Source organism: Segatella copri (genome assembly GCF_019249655.2).
GTDB lineage: Bacteria > Bacteroidota > Bacteroidia > Bacteroidales > Bacteroidaceae > Prevotella.
This window is the reverse complement of record NZ_CP137557.1, coordinates 4224227-4248342: the sequence shown is the minus strand read 5'-3', so window position 1 is coordinate 4248342 and position 24116 is coordinate 4224227. Positions and strand designations below refer to the sequence as shown.

Here is a 24116-nt window from a genome sequence, read left to right as displayed (position 1 = left end):
TTAGAAAATATTACTTAAAAAAAATCCCATCCGAGCTTTTCGGATGGGATTTCCCTATTTTTGTACGTTTTTCTAACGATTTTTATCCTAATCTTGATAGTAAACTCGCTTCACTCGGCTGCTGATGGTGGTCAGTACCTCGTAAGGAATGGTGTCAAGAATATCGCTCAGCGTCTGAACAGGCAGGTGCTCACCGAAGATTTCTACGGAATCACCTTCCTTGCAGTTGATGTCGGTTACATCTATCATGGCTACATCCATGCAGATGTTGCCCACATACTCAGCCTTCTGTCCGTTGACCAGACAGTAGGCATGTCGATTGCCCAGATGGCGGTTCAAGCCGTCGGCATAACCGATAGGAATTGCGGCGATGACACTGTCTCTGTCGAGAATGGTCTTGCGGCTGTAGCCCACGCTATCCCCAGCCTTGATGTTGTGCATCTGCAGGATGGTGGTCTTCAGGGTGCTCACACAGTTGATGGTCTCGTTGTTGCGTGAGTTGATGCCGTAAAGTCCCAGTCCCAGGCGGCACATATCCAACTGGCGCTCCGGGAAATGCTCAATACCTGCCGAATTGCAGATATGGCGCAGAATCTTATGGTCGAAGGCTGCCTGCAACTGCTTGCTGCCCTTGTCGAACAGTTCAAACTGATGGGCAGAGAAATCATCGAAGCAATCGGCATCACTGCCCACGAAATGAGAGAACACCGAACGAGGGATGATGGCATTCTGATGCTTCAGCTTGCCTATCAGCTCCTCCATATCGTTCTCTGGGTCGAAGCCCAGACGATGCATACCCGTATCCAGCTTGATGTGGACAGGGAATCCGGTGACTCCCTCCTTCTCGGCTGCCTTGATCAGCGCGTCGAGCAGTCGGAAGGAATATACCTCAGGCTCCAGGTCGTAATCAAACATGGTCTTGAAGGCGGTCATCTCCGGATTCATGATCATGATGTTGCTGGTGATGCCGTTCTTGCGAAGGGTAACACCCTCATCGGCCACTGCCACGGCAAGATAATCCACACGATGATCCTGCAGGGTCTTGGCTATCTCCACGGCTCCTGCTCCATAACCGTCTGCCTTGATCATGCAGACCAGTTTGGTTTCCGGCTTCATAAATGCACGGTAGTAGTTCAGATTGGCTACCACGGCATTCAGGTTCACTTCGAGCGTGGTTTCGTGTACCTTCTGAACCAGCAACTCCGTCAACTGGTCGAAACCAAACTGGCGGGCGCCCTTCAGCAGGATTACCTCGTCACGAAGCGATGCAAACACCTCGCTCTTGATAAACTCCTCCACGTCCTGGAAGAAGAACTTTTCTGAAATCTGAATGGCATCATGCTGCTGGCAGAGTTCTGGTCCGATACCGATGAACTTCACCACGCCACGCTTGCGAGCCAGGTCGCTTACTTCCTTATAGAGAGCCTCAGGCGACAGACCGCTCTGATAGATGTCGCTCAATATCAGCGTATGGCGACGGCCACGGTGGTCAGGACGGCGGTTCATGAAGTCGAGGGCGATGTCGAGCGAATTGATATCGCTGTTGTAGCTGTCGTTGATAAGGGTGCAGCCATGCTGTCCCACCTTCACTTCCAGTCTCATCGCCACAGGTTCCAGTTTTGCCATGCGCTTGTCGATATCCTCGGCAGAAACACCGAGCTTCGAAGCCACCACGGCACTGATGATGGAGTTCTGGATAGATGCATCATCGATGAATGGGATGGAGAAGCTGTCAATCTCTCCTTTATAGATATAAGTGATGACGCTCACGTTCTGCTGCTTCTCGATGTTCTTCACATAGAAAGGAGCCTCAGGGTTCTTGAGCGACCAGAAAAGTTTTTCTCCCTTATAATCTGGATATTCAGCCACCACCTTGGTAATCAGTTCGTCATCGCCATCGTAAACCACGGTCTCTGCATCATGGAAGAGGATAAGCTTTTCTCTGCACTTCTCCTCCAGGGAAGAGAAGTTCTCCTGATGGGCAGAACCCACATTGGTGAGTACGGCGATGGTAGGCTGGATGATGTCACGCAGGGCAAGCATCTCGCCCGGCTGACTGATACCAGCCTCGAACACGCCCACCTGGGTCTGCTCGTTCATGAGCCAGACCGACAATGGCACACCTATCTGCGAATTGTAACTGCGTGGACTGCGGGTAACAAACATGCTCGGTGAGAGCAGCTGATAAAGCCACTCCTTGACCATGGTCTTGCCATTAGAACCCGTAATACCCACGATAGGGATGTTGAATTCATCACGATGACGTTCTGCCAGGCGCTGGAGAGCCTCCAGCGTGTTGACAACCTTCAGGAAGTTGGCTCCCGGATAATCAGAAGCATATCCCTTAGGGACATCAGTCACCACAAAGTTCTTGACTCCACGACGATACAACTCCGGAATGTAGTTGTGACCGTCATTACGCTCAGACTTGAGCGCAAAGAACAGAGTTTCCTCTGGGAAACAAAGTGAACGACTATCGGTCAGGATAAAACCGATGCTGGTATCATTGTCTCCATAGCGACGCGCACCTATCAGTGTGGTTACCTTTTCAATAGTATATGTCATTGTCTTTATACTTTAATGTTTCTATTATCAATAAGAGAAAATCATCTTTATTTTATAGAAGATGATACTTCTCCTCAAATTGTCTTTTCTTCTCTTCCGTCCGGGCGATGAACTTCTGATGTTCCTCGCTTTCGGGGTGGAAGGGCTTGTGGCCGAGTGCTTCCCGGATGGGTCTCCAGTCTTCCAGAAACTGTTCTGCGGCTTTGCCGAAATAGGTGGCACGGAACTTTTCCCAGATATACTCCACAGCCTGCTGGCTCGGATGCAGCATGTCTTCCTGGTAGAAGCGATAATCACGAAGTTCATCGTTCATGATTTCGTAAGCAGGGAAATAACTCACCACTCCCGGATTCGCCTTCACCAGTTTATCTGCTGCCAACTGGAGCGTTGCCTTCGAAAGCTGGCTCCCGTGGTAGCCGTATTTGGCGTAACGGATGGGACTGACGGTTATAATCACCTTTTCAGCTTTCAGCAAATCAACGGCCTTCTGCAGATACCCGGCACATTCCTCCACGCTCAATTCCCTTTCCTCGAAAAGGCGCTGCGGACGCTTTTGGCAGTTATCCACAATCTCGCCCGTTTCCTTCAGGATATACACGTGGTTCGTACCCAGCGTAAACACGGCCACACGAGGCTGAACCTCCAGGCTCTTCTCCACGGTATGGAGAATGCTTGCCGGATTATACATCACCCCGAAGGGATTCACCGTGGCACGGAAGCGGTTTTCCACAAACCGGCGACCCAGATTGTCGGCAAAGCAACTGCCCACAAAGAGCATTCGCTCTGCCGGTTGTATCTCGAAGTCGGCCTTCGGAATCTCTATTTCAGTTCGAAACAGCATCTTCTCGGCTCCCTTCTATTCCTTCACTTCCTGTGAAGCCTTCTTGCGTCTCTTCACTTCCACTCCTATACCTATTATAATAAGGAGTACGAGAACGCCGTAACCGATGTAAGCGATGGTCTCGGTGTTCTTCAGCGACTGAGGATGGAAGTCGAGCACCACCTTGTGGCTGCCTGCCTTCACGTTCAGGGCACGCAGAATGTAATCCACTCTGCCCAGCTCCACAGGCTCTCCATCCACCGTAGCCGTCCAGCCCGGATAGTAAATCTCAGAGAAGACGATGACACCACCCTTGCTTGACTTCACCTCGTAAGTCAGGTTGTTTGGCTTATACTGAATCATCTTCACCACCGAAGTATCATCCTGCTTTACGCTCTGATCCAACTGCTCCTTGAACTTGGCATCAGCCACAGCCACATGGCGCAGGTTCACCTTGCCCACGCCCTCGATTTCCTCGTTGGCATTGTTCACATACTTCACCTCATCCACAAACCAGGCATTGCCGTAAGCGTATGGATTCTGCACCGGAACGGTCTGACCGCCCTGCAGAGGCATGATGAAATATTTGGTGTTCAGCATGTTCAACACAGGGAAGATGCTGTCGCCGTTCACCTTGGTCATGTCGCCGCCGGCAGCAGCCACAGCCTGCATGGTCTTCTGCATCTCCGGAGCGATATGCGCATCAATCATCTCCTGATAACGGCGCAGCTTGGCAGCATGATAACCGCCGATGCTCTTATGATAGTAAGAGGTCTCGTTCTCATTGAAGGTATTCGATGCCAGATTGAGCACACGATAGTCGAGCGACTTGTCACGACAGATAATCTTGTCGGTCTCCGTCATCTGCTGAGGTGCATCACGCTCAATCTTATCTACAAACATATCATCGTAGAGATAACGCTTGTTCACCATCCACATATCCACCAGACAGAGCACGGCGATACCGGCAATCATGAACTCGGCACCCAGCTTCTTCATCTTGTAAAGCATCAGGAAGCCGAAGCCGATGAGGATAATCCAGAACGAACGCCAGCAGTCGGATGTAAAGATGCCCTTACGGATTTCGATGAGGTTGCTCATCAGCGGACCCTGATATTCGGCAGGCAACTGCTGCAGCGCCTGGGTCTCCTGCACGGAGATGAAATCTGGGAAGAATACGCCTGGCATCAGGGCGAAAAGCAGGCAGAAACCTGCCGTCAGACCCAAGCTGGCATATACATATTTTATCTTGGTGGTCAGCACCTCAGGCTCATCCACCAGTTTCTTCAGCGCCATCGTCGCCAGCAGCGGAATGGTAAACTCGGCTATCACGAGGATGGATGCCACCGTTCGGAACTTGGCATACATCGGGATATAATCCAGGAAGAAATTGGTAAACGGCATGAAGTTTCTACCCCAGGAGAGCAGGATGCTCAGGATGGTGGCAGCCAGCAAAGCCCACTTCATCGGACCCTTTACGATAAAGAGACCCAGGATGAAGAGCATGCAGACGAAGGCGCCCACGTAAACCGGACCACTGGTGCCAGGCTGGTTGCCCCAGTACTGACCCAACTGCTGATAAATCTGCACAAAGTTAGGATCAGCCTTCTCCATCGCCTTCTCTTTATGAGAAAGAGGCACAGAAGCGCCACCCTTGGCATCAGGAATCATCAGAGTCCAGGTTTCATCGATGCCGTAACTCCACTGGGTGATATAATTTCTATCCAATCCGCTACTGGTCTGATTGGCAGCATTTTTCTTCACCAGCTCACTCTTGCCGCGCATGGTTTCCTGTCCATACTGCCAGGTGTGATAAAGGTTCGTCAGGTTGAGCGAGATACCGATGAGGGCACCCACCACGCACACTGCCGTAGCCTTTCCGAAGCGGGCGAGTTCTCCCTTCCTGATGGCATCCACCAAGTAGGCAATCACCATGAAGAGGATGATGAAGAGATAGTAGTAAGTCATCTGCACGTGGTTGGCGTTCACCTCGAAAGCCGAGAAGATGGCGGTGAGGAGCAAGCCCTTCAGATACTTCCCCCGGTAAGCCAGCACCATGCCCGCAATCATTGGCGGCAGATAGGCAAGTGCCCACACCTTCCAGATATGACCGGCGGCGATGATGATAAAGAAGTAGGATGAGAATGCCCAAATGATACTTCCCAATGCAGCCAGCGACTGTCGGAAATCGAAGGCTCGCAGCATGATATAGAAGCCCAGAAGATAGACAAACACATACCATACATAGTCGGGTAACCACAGATGATAAGCCTTCGTCACCTGGTCGAGCACCTTGGTACTTCCATACGAAGGTGCAATCTGGTAAGTTGGCATACCACCAAACACGGAGTTAGTCCAGCGAGTCGTCTCGCCGGTCTGCTGCTGGAAGAGTTCCTTCTCGTGTCCCAATCCCTTGCTTGCCGCAGAGTCGTGACGGAAGAGGATTCGTCCGTCCATGTCGGCAGGCATGAAGTACACGAAGGAAATCACCGCAAAAACAATCACCACTAGAATATCTAGCAGATACTTCTTCAAAAAATTCATTTTCCTGTATAAACGTTTATAATTTGCTTGCAAAGATAATGAGAAATGAAGAATCTACAAAATAAAAAAAGAAACTTTTTACTTTTTTTATGGCATAAACCGGTTTATGCCCCCAACGGCTTACCCATATAGGGGTTTTCCCCCATTTTTTAGGGATTCCCTCGCAGCAACTTTCTTAAAATATATTACCTTTGCATTGACAAGACAATATTTCTTCACCCCCATACGTTATAATAGTCAGTAACATTAAAATAAAAGGAACAAAAAAACATGAAAAGAATTGTATTCTTCCTGATGGCAATGCTCATGATAGCACTCCCATCATCAGCACAGAACTATAAGAATAGTCAATACTACAACGAGAAGACGGGTCATCTCGACTACAAGTTCAACAACTATCTGGGCGAGGCCTACCTGGGCGTGCGCCTCGGTCCTGCCTTCACTTACGTTACTTCCGACGATGCCCGTCTGGATGGCGGCAAATGGCAGACCGGTCTCAACGTGGGTGTTGTAGGCGGTTTTGCGCTCAGCGAGTCAACTCCTGTATTCATGGAGACGGGTCTCTACTATATAGAAAAAGGTGGAAAGAAAGACCTGGGCGGAGGCAAGAAGATGACCTACGACCTCAACTACCTGGAGATTCCGGTGCTCGTGAAATACAAGTACGAGGTGGATGATGAGTTCACCGTAGAGCCATTTGCCGGTGGATATTTCGCCATGGGCGTGGGCGGCAAGATCAAGAACTTTGCCGAGCGTGAGGCTCAGAGCTCCTTCAGAAGCAACAACTTCAGAAGATTCGACGGCGGTCTGCGCCTCGGATGCGGCGTGGGCTACGACATGTTCTATGCCGACCTCACCTACGACCTGGGACTTGCCAACATCTGCCACGACGATTTCGACAAGGCAAGAAACAGAGCCCTGATCTTCAACTTTGGCGTAAACTTCTAATTTTTCAAAACGGGAAAGAAATCAGCAGATAACAGATATCAGAATATATCAATAGAAATGAGAATAGGAATTATCGTTGCGATGGACAAGGAATTCGCGCAACTCAAGACATTATTGACAGAATCGCAGACAGAGCGAAAGAATCAGAAAGACTTCGTCATCGGAAAGATTGGTGCCAACGAAGTGGTGATGCAGCAGTGCGGCATCGGTAAGGTGAACAGTGCCATCGGAGCGGTGGAGATGATTGATAACTATCATCCCGACCTCGTCATCTCTTCAGGCGTTGCCGGAGGTGCCGACATCAACCTCAATGTAACCGAAGTGGTGGTAGCCACCAACTGCGTATACCACGATGCCTACTGCGGCGACGAGTGCGAGTACGGTCAGATTCTCGGCATGCCAGCCACCTTCAAGACTCCACAGGAGTATGTGGAGAAGGCGCTTGCCATCAACAACCTGCCCGACAACAAGCACCCTAAGATTCATGCCGGACAGATCGTAAGCGGCGAGTGGTTTGTGGATAGCAAGGAGAAGATGCGTTCCATCCTGGAGCACTTTCCTCATGCCATGGCCGTGGATATGGAGAGCTGCTCCATCGCCCAGACCTGTCACATCTACAAGACGCCGTTCATCTCCTTCCGCATCATCAGCGATGTGCCGCTGAAGGACACCAAGGCGCAGATGTACTTCGATTTCTGGGCAAAAATGGCAGAAGGCTCGTTTAATGTCACCAAGGCTTTTCTCGAAAGTCTGTAAACTATAAATTATAAATTATAAACTATATGAATAAGATTCCAAGTTTCACAATCAATCATAACAAGTTGCTCCGCGGCATCTACGTAAGCCGCAAGGACGAAGTAGGCGGAGAAGTAGTCACCACCTTCGATATCCGCATGAAGGTGCCTAACCAGGAGCCTTGCCTCCACAACGGTGCCATCCATACCATCGAGCACCTGGCTGCCACCTACCTCAGAAACGACGAGGAGTGGAAAGACCGCATCATCTATTGGGGACCGATGGGATGCCTCACCGGCAACTACCTCCTCATCCGTGGCGACCTACAGAGCAAGGACATCGTGCCGCTGATGCAGCGCACCTTCCAGTTCATCGCCGACTTCGAAGGCGAAATTCCAGGACAGGCAGCCAAGGATTGCGGCAACTATCTGCTCCACGACCTGCCAATGGCCAAGTATGAATCCAAGAAGTATCTCGAAGAGGTACTCAACTGTATCACAGAACAGAATCTGATTTATCCTACACAGGATTAATCATCCATCGTCTTAGGATATCATCCATCGTCTTATGATATCACCCATATTATCACCAGCGCCCGCAAATGAGAATTTGCGGGCGTTTATATTTAATTAACCAGAAAAGTTTTGCAGCCATCCATAAAAACTATATCTTTGCAGCTGAAATTTATTATTAACAATCGCCAGTTTTGACAATATATAAAATAACTATAACAATATATCAACTTCTCTTATGATAAGAATAAAGTGTATCGATTTAAATACGACAACCATGAACATCAAAAAAGTTTTTGTCGGAGTGTCACTCATCATGTCTGCCATGGCGGGTCACTCCCAGAGTGCATTCCAAGTTAAGCAGCAGTCGTTGCCGAATCCCGACAACGAGCCTAACGCTGTTTTCCCTGTTCCAAGCGATCGCCAGATGAAGTGGCAGGAGACGGAGTTCTACGCCTTCTTCCATTACGGCATGAACACCTATACCAACCGCGAGTGGGGACTGGGAAGTGAAGACGTAACCCTCTTTGCGCCTACTGCAAAGCCTAATCCGGCTCAGTGGCTCAAGGCGGTGAAGGCAGCGGGCATGAAGGGCGGCATCGCCGTGGTGAAGCATCACGATGGCTTCTGCCTCTGGCCTACAGCCACCACCGACCACTCCATCGTCAATGCAGGAAACGAGAACGGAAAGAATACCAACATTCCGCGCGACTTCGCCCAGGCTGCACGCAAACTGAACATGAAATATGGTTTCTATGTCTCTCCATGGGATAGAAACAGCGTATACTATGGCACCGAGAAATATGTGAACGATGTCTTCCTCCGCCAGTGCGCAGAATTGGCTCAGTACGGAAAAGACCAGTTTGAAATGTGGTTCGATGGTGCCAACGGAGGCGACGGATACTACGGCGGACGCAACACCACTGTCAATGTAGACCGTTCCACCTATTATGATATCCCGAACCTCAGAGATTCCATCCACAAGGTTTGCCCCGATATTATCCTCTGGGGTGTGGGCGCCGAGTCAAGATGGATTGGCAACGAGGCAGGATGGGCTGGCGAAACCAACTGGCTCACCGACGAGAGAGGATATGCCCCTGAAAGCAACGGCATGTATGGCACTGAAGACGGATGGCAGTGGGACCCGGGAGAGAGCGATGCCAAGCTCACCGACAAGGGATGGTTCTGGCACGAAGGCGAGAAGCCTCTCTCTGTGGAGCGCCTCTTCCAGATGTATCTCGAAACCGTGGGTAGAAACGCCACCCTCATCCTGAACTGTCCTCCCGACAAGAGAGGTTTGCTGCCTGATATCGACGTGCGCGTGCTCAAGGATATGGGCAATATGATCCGCACCCGCCTGGGCAAGGACCTGGCTCAGAAGGCCAGGGTTTCCGTTAGCAACACCCGCCAGGCAGGAGCCAAGCGCAACTATGCCGCCAGGAACCTGACCGACAACAACAAGAATACCTATTGGGCCACCGACGACGGCGTAAAGCAGGCCACCATCACCTTCAGCTGGGATAAGCCACAAACCCTGCGCTATGTGGATATGATGGAGTACATCCGCAAGGGGCAGCGAGTAAGAAAGTTCCATATCGAAATCTCAGAAGATGGAAAGACATGGAAGCCTATCGCAGAAAAGTGCACCACTACCACCATCGGATACAAGCGCATCATCCCGCTGAACGGCAGCACATCAGACAGTTACGGCAAGGGCTATCAGGCGAAGGGTTTGAAGATTGTCATCGACGACAGCAAGGCTTGTCCGCTGCTGCATTCCATAAAAGTATTTTAAACTTTTTCTCTACACCAAGAACATGAAGAAATTACTCATAGCATTGTGCCTGTTGCCATTGGCAGTAATGGGACAGGAAATTAAGTTCGACACCCAGGATTACAAATCCGTGGGAGTTTACGATAGATGGGAGCATTCCCCATTCCGCACGGGAGAACTGGCTGGCAACTGCGCAGTAGTGGATAATCCCGACCTCACCAACAATCCCAACACGAAGGTGCTCGCCTTTCAGCGTTCACGCCTGGCATCCAACATCTTCGGTGCAAGAATAGATCTGAAGAAGCCGATAGCACTCGGCCCTGCAGGAAAAGTGGTTCACGTGCTCATCAACCGTCCGATGGAAGGCCGCGTGATGCTGGTTGGTCTCGGCAAGCGCAGAGACAGAGCCGGACAGTCGCAGGAAGTAGAGCAGTTCTGGATTAAATCCACCACTCCGGTTCCTGCCGGTCAGTGGGCTGATGCCGTTTTCCCTATCAAGAGTGCCGAGGGTGTGGATATCTACAGTCTGGTAGTGGTTCCTCACGCCGAGTCACCTCACGAGATGAAGCAGGATGCCGTGGTGTATATCGATGATATCAATATCCATCTGACCAACGCCCCTCGCATCACCCTGCTGAAGACAGAAGGTGCAGCGAAGAAGAAGTCTCACAGCGACTTCGTATCCGTTACCGAGGCCAACCGCAACGGTATGGTGACAGCCGCCGACGGAACCACCCTCAACAACCACAAGGTGGCATACGGCAAGGCATTCAAGGTAAAGATGGTACCTGCCCCAGGCTTCACCTACGGTGATTTCACCATCACCCACGGCGACAAGGTAGAATCGCTCAAGAAGACGGATATCGCCAAGGATGGCACCTTCACCATTCCAGCAAAATGGATGGATGGCAACGTAACCATCGAGTGCATCTTTATTTCTACGAGCAAATAAAATCCTTGATTTCTACAAGTAAATAAATAAAATCCTCTATATAAAAAGGGTGTGGTATCAGTTGATGCCACACCCTATTTTTTTTATTGCTACCATTTCAGTCTTCCGTATTTCTCTTTATACCATAGCTGCCAGCCATTCACCAGGTTCTGCCAAACCACATAGGCACCCGGTGCTACGGCGGCAAGAGGATTCAGAAAAGTAAGGGTGAGCCAGATGCCCACAATGGTATTCTTCTGTCCCAACGCCTGACCGGCACTGATGCTCGCATCATAATGTCTGCCCACCGCCTTGCCAATGGCAAACTGGATAAGACATACCAAAAGGGGTACCAGAAGCAGCAAGGCTAGAATCCATCCCGAAACCTCGGCATGGAGGATATTGCGAACCGTCTCGCCCATCAATATCGTCAGGTTGAAGCACCACATATAGAAACCCAAATCCTTCACGCTCTTCACCTTATCCACCCACTTGGGCAGGAACCTGCGGCTCAGCAAAGCCAGGAGCAAAGGTACCACCAGTACCGTGGTTACGTTTCTGAACACCATCGCACTCATAAAAAGAAAGGAAACATCCGCCCCCTTCTCCACCATCGGGAAGAGACTCGGAATAATCACCATCGTGAATACATTCGCTATCACCGTATAAGTAGTCAGCGAACCGATGCTTCCACCCAACTTCTCAGTCACCACCGCCACGGCAGCCGCCGTAGGACAAATAAAGCAGATAAAGGCTCCCTCCAGCACCAGCTTGGTTTCATAATCATCGCCGAATTCGAAAATCAGCACCACCATCGCCAATGCCAGACTGGTTCTAATCAGCTGCAATACAAAATGCCACGCCTTCGGCTTCATCTCCTTGATTTCTATCTTGCAGAAAGTAACATAGAGCAGGGCGAAGAGCACCACCGGCATCAGATCTACCAGTTTCGGTCCCACCGCATCGCCCAGAGGTTCCAGAAACGGAACATTGGCAAAAATCAGATAGCCCACAGCTCCCAATACCAGCGAGCAGGGCAACGAGAATTTCCTAAAGAATTTCCACAACAGCATACAAATACATTAAAATAAAGAATCCCCTGCAAGCAGACTGCCCAGGGCAATCGGCAAGAGGGGAATTCTTACGGATCCATTTATATATAAGCTATAACTTATTCCTTGTTACTGCGCTTGCGCTCCAAGTGATCGAGAATCACCTTGCGCATACGCATGCTCTTAGGGGTTACCTCTACGTACTCATCCTCGCGGATATACTCCAGGCACTCCTCAAGGCTCATCACGGTCTTTGGAATCACGCGAGCCTTATCATCAGAACCAGAAGCACGCACGTTGGTCAGCTGCTTTGCCTTGGTTACGTTAACCACCAGGTCGTTGTCGTGAACATGCTCACCAACTACCTCGCCACCGTAAACCTCCTCACCTGGGTCGATGAAGAACTTACCGCGATCCTGCAACTTATCGATGGCGTAAGCATAGGCAGTACCTGTTTCCAGCGCAATCATGCTACCGTTAGAACGGCGGGTAATCTCGCCCTTGTATGGCTGATACTCCTTGAAGCGGTGGGCCATGATAGCCTCGCCCTGAGAAGCAGTGAGCACATTGGTACGCAAACCGATGATACCACGTGAAGGAATATCAAACTCGATATCCACACGCTCGCCCATGTTCAGCATAGAAGTCATGTCACCCTTGCGGCGGGTAACCATATCAATCATCTTAGAAGCAAACTCCTCTGGCACGTTGATGGTCAACTCCTCGATAGGCTCGCACTTCACGCCGTCAATCTCCTTGTAGATTACCTGAGGCTGACCCACCTGCAGCTCGTAGCCCTCGCGGCGCATGGTCTCGATGAGCACAGAGAGATGGAGCACACCACGACCAGAAACAATCCACTTATCGGTGGTATCCTCGTAAGGCTGAACACGAAGAGCCAGGTTCTTCTCCAGCTCCTTGTTCAGGCGGTCCTGAATGTGGCGTGATGTACAGAACTTACCCTCCTTGCCGAAGAAAGGAGAATCGTTGATGGTGAAGAGCATACTCATGGTAGGCTCGTCTACAGCGATAGGAGGCAGTGGCTCCGGGTTCTCGTAGTCGCAGATGGTATCACCAATCTCGAACTTCTCAAGGCCGACAACGGCACAGATATCGCCAGAATCCACATGGTCTGTCTTCTTATGACCCATACCCTCGAAGGTATGCAGTTCCTTGATCTTGGTCTTCTCCTGGGTTCCGTCACGGTGGCAGATGGTAACGTTCATACCATCCTTCAGAGTACCACGGTGTACACGACCCACAGCGATACGACCGGTGTAAGAACTATAGTCAAGAGATGTGATCAAGAGCTGAGGAGTACCCTCCAGCTGCTTAGGAGCAGGGATAATCTCCACAATCTTGTCGAGCAGATAGTCAATGTTATCAGTTGGCTTGTTGTAGTCATCGCTCATCCAGCCGTTCTTAGCCGAACCGTAAACCACAGTAAAGTCAAGCTGTTCCTCTGTAGCATCGAGGTCGCACATCAAGTCGAACACCATTTCGTACACCTCTTCAGGGCGACAGTTAGGCTTATCCACCTTATTAACCACCACGATAGGCTTCAATCCGAGCTGCAAAGCCTTCTGCAGCACGAATCGGGTCTGAGGCATCGGACCCTCGAAAGCGTCGACGAGGAGGAGGCAACCGTCTGCCATGTTGAGCACGCGCTCCACCTCACCACCGAAGTCAGAGTGTCCAGGAGTATCGAGAATATTAATCTTAGTACCTTTCCAATTGATAGACACATTCTTTGAAAGAATGGTTATACCACGCTCTCGCTCCAAATCATTGGAATCGAGCACTTCGCCGCTGTTATCCTGGCCGTCACGGAACAGCTTACCGGCGAGCATCATCTTGTCAACCAGGGTAGTTTTACCATGGTCAACGTGTGCAATAACTGCAATGTTTCTAATGTCTTGCATTTCGTTTACCTTAAATACTTAATGAATTTGGGTGCAAAATTACAAAAAAATCCCGAAAAATTTGCATAATTCATGGAAAAGTTGTACCTTTGCACCGCATTTTTAAGGAAACCGCCGTGAGGAAGGTCCGAAATTGCATCATATTACATTTATAACAATTAAATTTTTAAGTATCACAGCTATGTATTTAGACAAAGCAAAAAAAGAAGAGATCTTTAGCAAGTACGGAAAGTCTAACTCTGATACTGGTTCAGCAGAGAGCCAGATAGCATTGTTCTCATACCGTATTGCTCATTTGACGGAGCACGTTAAGAAGAACCGTAAAGATTATACTACAACACGTGCGTTGACACAGCTTGTAGGAAAGCGTCGTGCATTGCTCGATTACTTGTATGATCGCGACATCAATCGCTATCGTGCTATCATCAAGGCCCTCGGTCTTCGTAAGTAATCAGCGAAAGCAGACACATTGCTTAACAGAATTAAAAATCCCATCACTCGCAAGAGCGATGGGATTTTTCTTTTTTGCCGAATCTACTTCACACTACACCACACTACACTCGGTGAGAGAAGAGAAAGCCGGAGTGATTGGAAGATGGCGAAAAAAGATGCCACACCCTCATATCACTCCAGGCGGAAGATTACTGAGCTGAAATCGCCTGATTGCGAATCTCGATGTAATAGCTGCCTGCCATATCACTGAACTCAAACTTCAGTATGCTGAACTGGGTGGCTGCATCGGATACGCCCGTAACCACAAACTTTGCCTTTACAGGAATGCCCTTCACCAGACGGATGTTGGAATACTGACCCCATGTGCCGTTGGCTACAGGCGACATGTCACAGTTCAGACGGCATGCCTCACCCTCGTTGTCATAAATGGTAACCGTGCCGGAAGTATCAAACTCCAAATCCTTGCCGCCCGTGTTCTTCAGCATCGCCGTGATAATCACATTGTCGCCCAAGCGCTTGCACTCCTTCAGGGTGAATGCCAACTGAGGCATGGTGCACACAATGTTGTCGGCACTGGTGTTTACCACTGCGGCAGGAGTCTTTGCGCCGATGTTCCAGGTAAACTGCTCGGACGAGTTATTGAACTTACCCTTGATGACGCACGATCTGATGCTTGCCACCGAGCGCTCCACATCCTTCACTACCACCGTGAGCTTCACAGGAACCTTTGAAGGGATGTTCTTGTTGCTGTAAGTGCCCATACGCTCGCCACCCACGATAAACTCGATGGTGTGCTTGGCACTCTTGCTGTCCACCGCATAGGTGTTGTTGCTGCCGGCATCAAACCACAACGGGGCATCCTTGCCCAACTGGCTTGTGAGCACATAGTTGATGTGCACATCATTGCCGTTGCGCTTGCAGTCGGTGTACTTCAGCGTACAGTCAGGAATGGTTCCGCTGACATCATCATCCAACAGCGTGCTTGCCACCTTGCCCAAAGTCTTGAGCCATTTCTGTGCCTGAATCTGCTGAACGCCTACGCAGGCAAACAGCAGGATAAATACGATCAGTTTTTTCATACGTATCTTGTTTTAAAAATGAATAATCTTGTATCTAAAATGAATCATCTAAAATAGCTTGGATTGCTTCCAGGTGGAGGTCAACTCGCCCGATGCATTCACCGATGGTGTCTGACTCTTCTCGTTGACGACGATGGATTTCTGTGCCACCTGCGTCCTTACGTAGTCGAAGAGTTCGCCGAAGGTGGTATTGCCCTTGGTTTCCTGCAACTTCTTGAGCAGGAAATAGGTGAAGAGTCCGTGGCGCTTCTCCCGATAAGGATAGGCCGTCTCGTTGCCCTGTGCCGCACTTATCACCAGCATGTTTCCCTTGGGAGCCTCAGCCTTCGACTTGATGGCCACGCCCCGGGCAGAAGCCAGCATGCCTTCGCCTCGCTTGGATCCGCTGAAGCAGGCATCCATCACCACCGTCACATTCTGGGAGCCCAGGGCATGGAGCTGGTCATAGAGCTTGCCGATGCTGTAGCCCGTGGCCAAGATGCTGCTCTTGCCGTCTACGGGCAGCAGATAGGCAGTGCCGTTGCTTTCGTCAGGCACGCCATGTCCGGCATAATAGAAGATAAACCTAGCCTCGTCGCCATAGGCCTTGGCGATGTTCTGCATCCAGCTGATTTCTGCCAGAATATTGTTGAGCGTGGCATCCTGGCGCACGTGCACATTCTCCTGAGGGATGCCCAGCGTCTTGGTGCAATACTGGCTGAAAGCCACTCCGTCGTTGAGGGCGAACTCCACGTTCACCTCCTCCTCGTAGTTCTCGTTGGCGATGATTACGGCAAAGGTCTTCTCCTGCTTCGCCTTGGAAACGGGGATGTCGATATCCACATCCGACCTCAGATTGCCTGCCAGTGCCTGGAGATGATTGGTTTTCCTGGCTCTGTTCATGCGGCTTCCGTCCTGGTTCACTATTTCCTGCGCACTGGTAGAATCGGTTCGCATCACCACCACGCGCCCCTTCTTGCCCACCGAGATTCTCTGAGCCTCGGCAGGCTGCGCCGCCATGCACAGCAGGGCGACAAGACTTGCGAGATATAGATAGATTTTCATAAGCTTCCTGTTATTTACCAATTATCATCAAAGCCTTCAGAAGAATCGGCGAGCAGAGCTTCCTTCATCACGTCGATGATGGAGTTCTGGAAGGCAGAAGCCATCACGAAAGCCTTGCTGGATGCCTTCTTGTGCTTGTCTTTCTGCACATAAGGATAGCACATGTTGATGTCCCATTCCTCGTCGGTGCCCTTGGTTTGCTCGGAGCTTTCCTCGGCTTCTTCGCCTGTGGCTACAGATGCCAGGGTGCTGGCTATGGCACTGGTCCATCCTCCGCCGGCGGTAACGGTAACCAGATAGGAACCCATATATACGCTGATGCGTGCCTTTTCTTCCTTTACGTCTACTCGGATGTAAGGGGCGATGTCTACCTGATAATGGTTCATTCCGGCATTCTGAATGGCCACTTTCTCGATGTAGGCACGTGCCACGATGAGTCCTTCTTCCTTGTTTTCCTCCTGTATCACGCCGTGGGTATCCTTGCTCTTGAAGGCTTTCTTAAACCAGGCCATCGCCTTACCGTAGATCTGGTCTTTCGTCTGTCCGGCGCAATCAATCACTTCCTGGTAGTTGAGTCGGTTCTTGTTGTCGAGAGCCACCTCCTGATGCAGGTTGTCAGCCGCCTTGGTCCAGTTGTCGCCATATTTATCCTTGGCGTATTTCTCAAGTTGGTCGGCGCTGAATGTCTGTGCGCTGGCAGTGAGTGCGAGTGCAAAGAGGATGATTGCTGTGAATATTTTCTTCATTTTCTTTATTATTTATAAGATGATTATTTTTTGTTCATGTTAAGTTCTCTATGAGTTCTTATGAAGTTCTCTACTGCAAAATTAAGAAATAATCTCGATTTTTCAAAGCTCTTAGCATTCATTTTTACCATTTGGTGCTTTTTTACGCTATTTTTTTACCATTTGACGCATGGCCGTAACAGAAATGAAGTTTTTTCAGCGGATTTATCAGCCATTTCAATTTCAGTTATTTCAGTTTTCAGGGAGCCATCATGGGGTACTTATAAAATGAGAAATATGGTATGGGTAAACAAAAAAGCTTCCTCTCAACGGAGAGAAGGCTTTCTTGTTATTGTAGCATGCGTATCCATCACGGATACTTTGATGATATATATACCTTGTGAAGAGGAAGAGGAAGAAGAAGACAAAGAGGAAACCGGGATGCTGACAGATGCTGCACCTTCAGCCTTTCTCGATGCCACCAGTCTTCCATCAAGGGTATAAACCTCCACCTTATTTAATAGAGGAGCCCCAATCTTGGATACGACAATCAATCCCCGGGCTGGAGAATAGATTTTCACGCTCTTCTCTCCCACCTCAGCATCTTCGATGCCCGTGGCATTGCGCGTCTGGGTAAGGAAGTATCTGCCGTGCTCGTTTGCCTGCACCTTCACTTCCTCGCCATCCTTTATCTCCTGATACTTCCGGGTGGCAGCATCATAGAGATAGAGAGGAGAAGAGAGGGAACCTGCTCCTTGAACATTTAAGCTCATCAGCTCAGACTTCTTAGCCACAACACCCAGCGGAACATAGTAGATTTCCGGCAGCGAGTTTACCATGACAGCCCGCGATGAAGCCACCGTATAAACAGCAGGTACATCCGACAACAAGTCATCTCCGAGCAATTCGGTATCCTCCCTACCATCGAACTCTTGCGACGCATCAGCATTCAATATCAGATACGAAGAGCTCGCAGTCCCCTTACCTACCTGCAATCTGATTCTGCTATTCTGCTCCTCACCCGCAATATCAACACCCTTGGTCACATCCTTATCCACCGTCATGTTTGTATCAAAGTGGATGGTAGGCTGAGCGGTTTCCGACTTGATGAAGAAAGCCTGCATAGGCGGTATTCTTCCATCCGTCTCACCATCCAATATAATTGTATTGAATCCATTGGCCTCATTGTCATTCACAACCCAATAAGACACATTGTCTTCTCCAAGAGCCGGATTGCCCATGAAAGTATATGATAACTGCTAAACAATTGCATAAACTTTTTTAATCTAATATCTCCTTCAGCGGTTTCATCACGAAATCACGTTCTTCCATCAAAGGATGGGGAACATGCAGATCGGGCTCATTGATTACCAAGTCATCAATCATCAGGATATCAATGTCGATAATGCGGTCGTGATATTCACCATCCACCGACTTCAGGGTTCTGCCCATCTCTCGCTCTATGCGCTGAGTTGCCTCCAGCACCTGGCGGGGTGCCATGGTGGTGAGAACCAGCACGCAGGAGTTGATGAAGTCGTTGGGCGAAGAATAGCCCCATGGCTTGGTTTCATAAAGAGCAGACTGGCGATCTACCACGCCAATCTGCTCTCCTATCTTTTCTATCGCCTCGCGAATGTTGCGCTTACGGTTGCCCAAATTCGTGCCGAGGCTTAAATATACATGATACATAAGGATGATTCAAAATGGTTTAGTCTGGAAGTATCAACAAAGAATCGCCGTAGCAACCAAACATATAACCATTCTTCACTGCCTTCTTGTATGCCTCATATACAAGGTCGTAACCGCCGAACGCTGCTGTACACATCATCAGGGTTGACTCCGGATGATAGAAATTGGCAACGGCACAGTCGGCAAGTCCGAATTCGTATGGAGGGAAGATGAACTTGTTGGTCCAGCCATCGAATGCCTTCATCATACCATCGGTGCCTACGGCTGTCTCTGTGGCCTTCATCACGCTGGTACCGACGGCACATACACGATGTCCCTCAGCCTTGGTTCTGTTCACCAGGTCGCAAGCCTCCTGAGAGATAATCATCTGCTCTGAATCCATCTTGTGCTTGGTCAAATCCTCCACCTCAATCTCGTGGAAGTTGCCCAATCCGCAGTGCAGGGTGATGTATGCTTCGTTGATTCCGTTGATTTCCATGCGCTTCATCAGCTCACGAGAGAAGTGAAGACCTGTGGCAGGAGCCGTTACGGCACCTTCCTTCTCGGCGAAAACGCACTGGAAGTCTTCCATATCCTCTTCTGTGGCATGGTGACTCTCGCGGGCATCAATCACATAGCGTGGCAATGGTGCCTCGCCCAGGGCGAAGAGCGAACGCTTGAACTCATCGTGCTTGCCATCCTCATCATAGAGGAAGCGGAGCGTACGGCCACGGCTGGTGGTGTTGTCGATTACCTCGGCAACCATCTCGTTTACATCGTCGAAGAAAAGCTTGTTGCCGATACGGATCTTGCGGGCTGGCTCTACCAGTACATCCCAGAGGCGCATCTCAGGATTGAGCTCACGGAGCAGGAATACCTCAATCTTGGCATCTGTCTTCTCCTTGGTTCCGTAGAGACGGGCTGGGAACACCTTGGTATCGTTGAAGATGAAGGTATCTCCCTCCTCGAAATAGTTCACAATGTCCTTGAACTGCAGGAATACCGGATTGCCATCGGCATCCTTCATTTCCTTGCCGTTCTCATCGGTCTTATACATCTCGATGGTTTCCGACTTCTTGTGGATGACCATCAGTCGAGCCTCGTCGCGGCGAGTAATCTCGAATACACGTTCACCACTAGCTGTCTTAACCACACGTTTTGCCTTATGTGGGTAAAGTGCCACCTGAGAAGCTGGCAACTTGAAGTTGAATTGCGATAATTTCATGTTATATCTTTTATCTCCTTTCTATGATTATTTACTAAGATTCTTTTTCTGGGATGCCTGCTGGCTTTCAGCAATGCTATCCTCCAACGGCTGGGCATCGAGCCATTCCTGGAAATGGTCAAAATCGATGCAGGTTTCAACGTTGAAACTGCCTGCCTTGGTACGACGCAGGGCGGTGAGGAAGGCTCCACTATCCAGGGCACGGCCGATGTCACGGGCGAGGGAACGGATGTAAGTACCCTTACCGCAAACCACACGGATGCTTGCCGTCTTCTCCTCATCGTTGTAATCGGTGAGTTCGATTTCATCCACACGCACGGTCTTAGGCTTCAGCTGCACCTCCTCGCCTGCTCTGCGCAGGGCATAAGAACGGTCACCATTCACCTTCACGGCACTATAGGTAGGTGGGACCTGCTGAATCTCGCCAACAAACTGCTTCAGCACCTCCTCTACCAGCTCACGGGTGATGTGCTTGGTAGGGTAAGTATGGTTCACACTGTGCTCCTTATCGTAGCTTGCCGTGGTAGCACCCAACTGAAGCGTTGCCGTATATTCCTTGGTATGTGTCTGTAATTGCTCTATCTGCTTGGTACATTTACCCGTGCAGAGCACCAACACACCCGTAGCAAGGGGATCGAGCGTACCGGCATGTCCTATCTTCACCTTGAAGCCGAGTTTCTTGCTGAGCAGATAGCGAACGTGCGCCAATGCTCCAAAGCTCGACATGCGATAAGGCTTGTCGATAGCTATAATTTCTCCTTTTCTGAAATCCATATATTAAATGATTGAACAGATGATGGTAACAGCACCTGCAATAGCACAATAGATACCGAAATATACCAACTTACCCTTCTTCACGATATTGATCATCCACTTACAAGCCAGGCAGCCAGACACAAATGCAGCCACGAAGCCCACAATCATAGGGAATGCATCGATGCCGCCAAGAGCCTCTTCTCCCTTCAGACCCTTCAAGAGGTCGAGCAATGCCTCACCCAAGATAGGCGGAATCACCATAAGGAATGAGAACTGAGCCATCTTCTCCTTCTTGTCACCCAGCAAAAGACCGGTAGCAATGGTAGTACCAGAGCGTGAAAGACCTGGCAATACAGCAAGTGCCTGACCGAGACCGATGATGAATGCATGTAGAGGAGAGATATTCTCCTTCTGGCGTGGCTTGGCGAAGTAAGAGAAGGTAAGAAGACATGCAGTTACGAGAAGCATGATGCCCACGATGAGCAAGCCAGAACCGAACACTTCCTCTACCTGGTCCTTGAAAAACAGACCTACTACTCCCACAGGAATCATAGAGATAACGATATTGAGGGCATACTTGGTTTCCTCATTCATCTGGAACTTGAAGAGACCCTTCAGAATCCAGTCGATTTCCTTCCAAAGAATTACCAATGTACTCAGCACGGTAGCTACATGTACCATGATGGTAAAAGTCAAGTTATCCTCACCATTGATGCCGAAAAGATGGGCACCGATAGCCAAGTGACCACTACTACTTACAGGCAAATACTCTGTGAGACCCTGGATGAGTCCCAACACTAAAGCTTCAAACCAATTCATTGATTACTGATTATTTTTTATACCTTTTATATATAGGGAATTGAAAAGCCTACTCCCTTGTTTATTTACTTGATTGTCTTACCCTATTCATCCTTAGGCTTACGTATAACCGCATAGATGATCGAGAGGAAACCAATCAGGGTAACGGTTGGTGCCACTACAATACGGCGAGTACTGAAAATATCAGCATCGAAAGAGTGCTCGTTAGAGCCAGCGCCGCTCATCAGGAGGAAACCGATGATGACAATTGCCATACCAATTGCCAACAAGATGAAGTTCATCTTGTCAAATGCTAAATTCTTCTTATCCATTATATATAATGTTTAATGTGTAATGTTAATGTTTATTTTACAGAAGTTTACTCCTGATCAAATCTTGTACAGGTCTCCCGCCTTCATCTTGAGGAACTTGTTCACCGAGATATTGGCACAGAGAGCCGTAATGATGATACCGAAGAGGAATACCGAACCGCCTGTGATGGCAAGTTCCTGCCAGCCGAGCACATTGACCAGTTCCGGCTCGTGAAGCGACCAGGCATAGAGGCATCCACCGAGGAAACCATCGGCAAGCAAAGCCGCAACTACACCCACCGATACAGCCCTCTTGATGAAAGGCTTGCGGATGAAGCCCCAGGATGCACCCACCAGCTTCATGGTATGGATGGAGAATCGGCGGGCATAGATGCCCAGTCTCACCGTATTGTTGATAAGCGAGAACGAGATAAAGGTAAGCAGGGCGGCTACGATAAGAAGGCCGATGCTTATCTTGGTGAGCGAATTGTTCACCTGTTCTATCAGGTCGTGCTGATAACTTACTTCCGTCACGCGCGAGTAGCTTTTCAGCTCCTTGGCTATCCACTTCAGGGAATCATTGTTGGCATAATCCGCCTGTGTCGTGATTTCGATAGATGGCTGGAAAGGGTTCACACCGGCAAATTCGCTAGGATTGGTACCCAGATCGCGGGTAGCCTCCTTCAAAGCCTGTTCCTTGGTGATATAGGTCAGACCTTTCACGTAAGGACGAGCCTTCAAGCGCTTACACATCTGCAAGCCCTCAGGATTGGTAACATCCTGCTCGAGCATCACCTGTACCACCAGGTTCTCCTTGACATAGGAAGAGAGGTTTCTTCCCATCAATACGGAAAAGATGACCAATCCCAACAAAACAAGCACCATGGCGGTGCTGATGCATAAAGTAACAACCTGCAATCCACGATGATTGCGAGGCTTATATTGTTTCTTTCTCATTTCTAAATCTATTTATTTCTGACAGAAAAGGGCGTAATTACCCAAATTGTTTGCAAAGGTACACATAAACGAAGAGATAACAAAATAAAATTGCATTTATTTGCATTTATTCAATTAATTATTAAGGGAAGAGAGATTCGCTGCATGAGGAATTTATTGCTACCATTAACTGAAATTGTTGCAAAGTTTAATAGAAATCTCCGTTCAGCGTCGTTGAATGTACGTTCAGCGACGTTGAATGTATGTTCAGCAACGTTGAATGTACGTTCAACGACGCTGAACGGAGATTTATATTAGGGATAGAATCTTTTTCTATTAGGGATAGTATCTTTTTCCATAAGGGATAGTTGTATCACCCAAGCTATCAAACATGAAAAAGGGCCAACCTCACGGCCAGCCCTTTCTTAAATATCGAAAAATTCAAATAGGTATGACTTGAATTTTTACAACTAACAACAAATCGAGGTGAGAACCTCAATCTTAAAAACCAATTACATTTTAGTGATGACACCCTTCTGGGAACTCTCCAGGAACTGGATGATGTTCTGAATCTCCGGACCATCTGGCACCTGATCCTTGATCTGGTTGATGGCATCGAAGAGGGATGTCTGACCATGGAATACCAGTCGGTAGGCATTAGCAATATGCTTGCGAACCTTCTCGGTAACCTCGGCTGCCTCCATGATGATGGTGTTAGGACCTGCATACTTCACAGGCTTTCCACCGGCAATGATATAAGGAGGAATATCCTTGGAGAAGGTGGTACCTGCCTGAATCATCGCCAGGTCGCCTACTCGGGTCTTGGCGTTCTCTACTACAGATGTTGAGTAGATGACACCGTTACCAATCACGCAGTCGCCTGCAATCTTGGTACCATAACCGAATACGCTACCGTTGCCGATTACGGTATCGTGAGAGATATGGGCACCTTCCATCAGGAAGTTGTTGTTGCCCAGAACGGTCTTGCCGCCCTTATGGGTACCACGGTTGATAACCACGTTCTCACGGATGGTATTGTTATCGCCGATTACTACCTCACTCTCCTCACCTGTAAAGTGGAAGTCCTGTGGGAGGGCAGCGATAACGGCTGCCTGGAACACCTTATTATTATTACCCATGCGAGTACCGTTCATAATGCTCACGAATGGATAGATGGTACAGTTGTCGCCGATGACCACATCGTCCTCGATATAGACGAATGGATATATCTTGCAGTTGTCTCCAATCTTAGCCTTTGGAGAAACCTCTGCCTTTGGACTTATTATACTAGCCATAACTATAAACTATTAATTATTAA

The 24116-nt window shown here is 49.2% G+C and carries 22 protein-coding genes; 6 read left to right on the top strand and 16 right to left on the bottom strand.

Annotation, left to right across the window (positions count from 1 at the left end; translation table 11 throughout):
- Positions 1-87 precede the first annotated feature (87 nt).
- Genes KUA49_RS17175 through KUA49_RS17165 form a run of 3 tightly spaced genes read right to left on the bottom strand, consistent with a single transcriptional unit; the run spans position 88 to position 5929 of the window.
- Positions 88-2565: a bifunctional UDP-N-acetylmuramoyl-tripeptide:D-alanyl-D-alanine ligase/alanine racemase gene (locus tag KUA49_RS17175; protein ID WP_203050049.1), complete on the bottom strand. Its 2478-nt coding sequence runs from the start codon at positions 2563-2565 to the stop codon at positions 88-90.
- A 52-nt stretch (positions 2566-2617) separates the two neighbouring features.
- The gene (locus tag KUA49_RS17170) at positions 2618-3406 is read right to left on the bottom strand and encodes a GSCFA domain-containing protein (protein WP_218411711.1); all 789 of its coding nucleotides are present in this window, start codon (positions 3404-3406) and stop codon (positions 2618-2620) included.
- 15 nt (positions 3407-3421) lie between these two features.
- Positions 3422-5929, bottom strand: coding sequence for a YfhO family protein (locus KUA49_RS17165; RefSeq protein WP_218411710.1), 2508 nt, complete (start codon positions 5927-5929; stop codon positions 3422-3424).
- A gap of 270 nt (positions 5930-6199) precedes the next feature.
- On the opposite strand from KUA49_RS17165, the gene KUA49_RS17160 reads away from it, so the two are divergent.
- The 5 genes from KUA49_RS17160 (at position 6200) to KUA49_RS17140 (ending at position 10850) form a co-directional block, all read left to right on the top strand.
- Positions 6200-6877: a porin family protein gene (locus tag KUA49_RS17160; protein ID WP_203041334.1), complete on the top strand. Its 678-nt coding sequence runs from the start codon at positions 6200-6202 to the stop codon at positions 6875-6877.
- 57 nt (positions 6878-6934) lie between these two features.
- Positions 6935-7633: a 5'-methylthioadenosine/adenosylhomocysteine nucleosidase gene (locus KUA49_RS17155; RefSeq protein ID WP_218411709.1), complete on the top strand. Its 699-nt coding sequence runs from the start codon at positions 6935-6937 to the stop codon at positions 7631-7633.
- A gap of 26 nt (positions 7634-7659) precedes the next feature.
- Positions 7660-8145, top strand: a complete 486-nt coding sequence (locus KUA49_RS17150; RefSeq protein ID WP_217762633.1) for an S-ribosylhomocysteine lyase — start codon at positions 7660-7662, stop codon at positions 8143-8145.
- Between the two features lie 256 nt (positions 8146-8401).
- The gene (locus tag KUA49_RS17145; RefSeq protein ID WP_218411708.1) at positions 8402-9919 is read left to right on the top strand and encodes an alpha-L-fucosidase; all 1518 of its coding nucleotides are present in this window, start codon (positions 8402-8404) and stop codon (positions 9917-9919) included.
- A 22-nt stretch (positions 9920-9941) separates the two neighbouring features.
- The gene (locus KUA49_RS17140) at positions 9942-10850 is read left to right on the top strand and encodes a hypothetical protein (protein WP_147381962.1); all 909 of its coding nucleotides are present in this window, start codon (positions 9942-9944) and stop codon (positions 10848-10850) included.
- A gap of 89 nt (positions 10851-10939) precedes the next feature.
- Here the strand turns inward: KUA49_RS17140 and KUA49_RS17135 are convergent, their stop codons facing one another.
- Positions 10940-11902, bottom strand: a complete 963-nt coding sequence (locus tag KUA49_RS17135; protein WP_118313129.1) for a bile acid:sodium symporter — start codon at positions 11900-11902, stop codon at positions 10940-10942.
- A 98-nt stretch (positions 11903-12000) separates the two neighbouring features.
- Positions 12001-13803 carry a translational GTPase TypA gene (gene typA, locus KUA49_RS17130; protein WP_118313128.1) on the bottom strand — a complete coding sequence of 601 codons (1803 nt, stop codon included), beginning with the start codon at positions 13801-13803 and terminating at the stop codon, positions 12001-12003.
- Positions 13804-13984: 181 nt separating this feature from the next.
- Here typA and rpsO point away from each other — a divergent pair, with 181 nt between their 5' ends.
- On the top strand, positions 13985-14254 hold the full coding sequence (rpsO, locus tag KUA49_RS17125) for a 30S ribosomal protein S15 (protein ID WP_022122065.1): 270 nt from the start codon (positions 13985-13987) through the stop codon (positions 14252-14254).
- A 190-nt stretch (positions 14255-14444) separates the two neighbouring features.
- Here rpsO and KUA49_RS17120 read toward each other — a convergent pair whose 3' ends face one another.
- From KUA49_RS17120 to lpxA, 11 genes are all read right to left on the bottom strand, one after another.
- On the bottom strand, positions 14445-15335 hold the full coding sequence (locus KUA49_RS17120; protein ID WP_218411707.1) for a hypothetical protein: 891 nt from the start codon (positions 15333-15335) through the stop codon (positions 14445-14447).
- 48 nt (positions 15336-15383) lie between these two features.
- On the bottom strand, positions 15384-16379 hold the full coding sequence (locus KUA49_RS17115) for a caspase family protein (RefSeq protein WP_118313126.1): 996 nt from the start codon (positions 16377-16379) through the stop codon (positions 15384-15386).
- Between the two features lie 14 nt (positions 16380-16393).
- Positions 16394-17125 (bottom strand): DUF4468 domain-containing protein, encoded by a 732-nt coding sequence (locus tag KUA49_RS17110; RefSeq protein ID WP_158577387.1) that lies wholly within the window; start codon positions 17123-17125, stop codon positions 16394-16396.
- 305 nt (positions 17126-17430) lie between these two features.
- Entirely contained in the window at positions 17431-18300 is an 870-nt protein-coding gene (locus KUA49_RS17105; RefSeq protein ID WP_158577363.1) for a T9SS type A sorting domain-containing protein, read from the bottom strand.
- Positions 18301-18385: 85 nt separating this feature from the next.
- Complete coding sequence (gene folK / locus KUA49_RS17100; protein ID WP_118312659.1) at positions 18386-18793, bottom strand: 2-amino-4-hydroxy-6-hydroxymethyldihydropteridine diphosphokinase; 408 nt, start codon at positions 18791-18793, stop codon at positions 18386-18388.
- Positions 18794-18812: 19 nt separating this feature from the next.
- A complete protein-coding gene (gene queA, locus KUA49_RS17095) occupies positions 18813-19997 on the bottom strand; it encodes a tRNA preQ1(34) S-adenosylmethionine ribosyltransferase-isomerase QueA (protein WP_118312658.1) in 1185 nt (394 codons plus the stop codon).
- Between the two features lie 27 nt (positions 19998-20024).
- Entirely contained in the window at positions 20025-20771 is a 747-nt protein-coding gene (truB, locus tag KUA49_RS17090) for a tRNA pseudouridine(55) synthase TruB (protein ID WP_218411706.1), read from the bottom strand.
- A gap of 3 nt (positions 20772-20774) precedes the next feature.
- Complete coding sequence (locus KUA49_RS17085) at positions 20775-21572, bottom strand: undecaprenyl-diphosphate phosphatase (RefSeq protein ID WP_117661352.1); 798 nt, start codon at positions 21570-21572, stop codon at positions 20775-20777.
- 83 nt (positions 21573-21655) lie between these two features.
- The gene (locus KUA49_RS17080; protein ID WP_117661353.1) at positions 21656-21883 is read right to left on the bottom strand and encodes a DUF3098 domain-containing protein; all 228 of its coding nucleotides are present in this window, start codon (positions 21881-21883) and stop codon (positions 21656-21658) included.
- A gap of 57 nt (positions 21884-21940) precedes the next feature.
- On the bottom strand, positions 21941-22819 hold the full coding sequence (locus KUA49_RS17075; RefSeq protein ID WP_218411705.1) for a cell division protein FtsX: 879 nt from the start codon (positions 22817-22819) through the stop codon (positions 21941-21943).
- Between the two features lie 491 nt (positions 22820-23310).
- Complete coding sequence (gene lpxA / locus KUA49_RS17070; protein WP_218411704.1) at positions 23311-24093, bottom strand: acyl-ACP--UDP-N-acetylglucosamine O-acyltransferase; 783 nt, start codon at positions 24091-24093, stop codon at positions 23311-23313.
- Between the last annotated feature and the right edge of the window lie 23 nt (positions 24094-24116).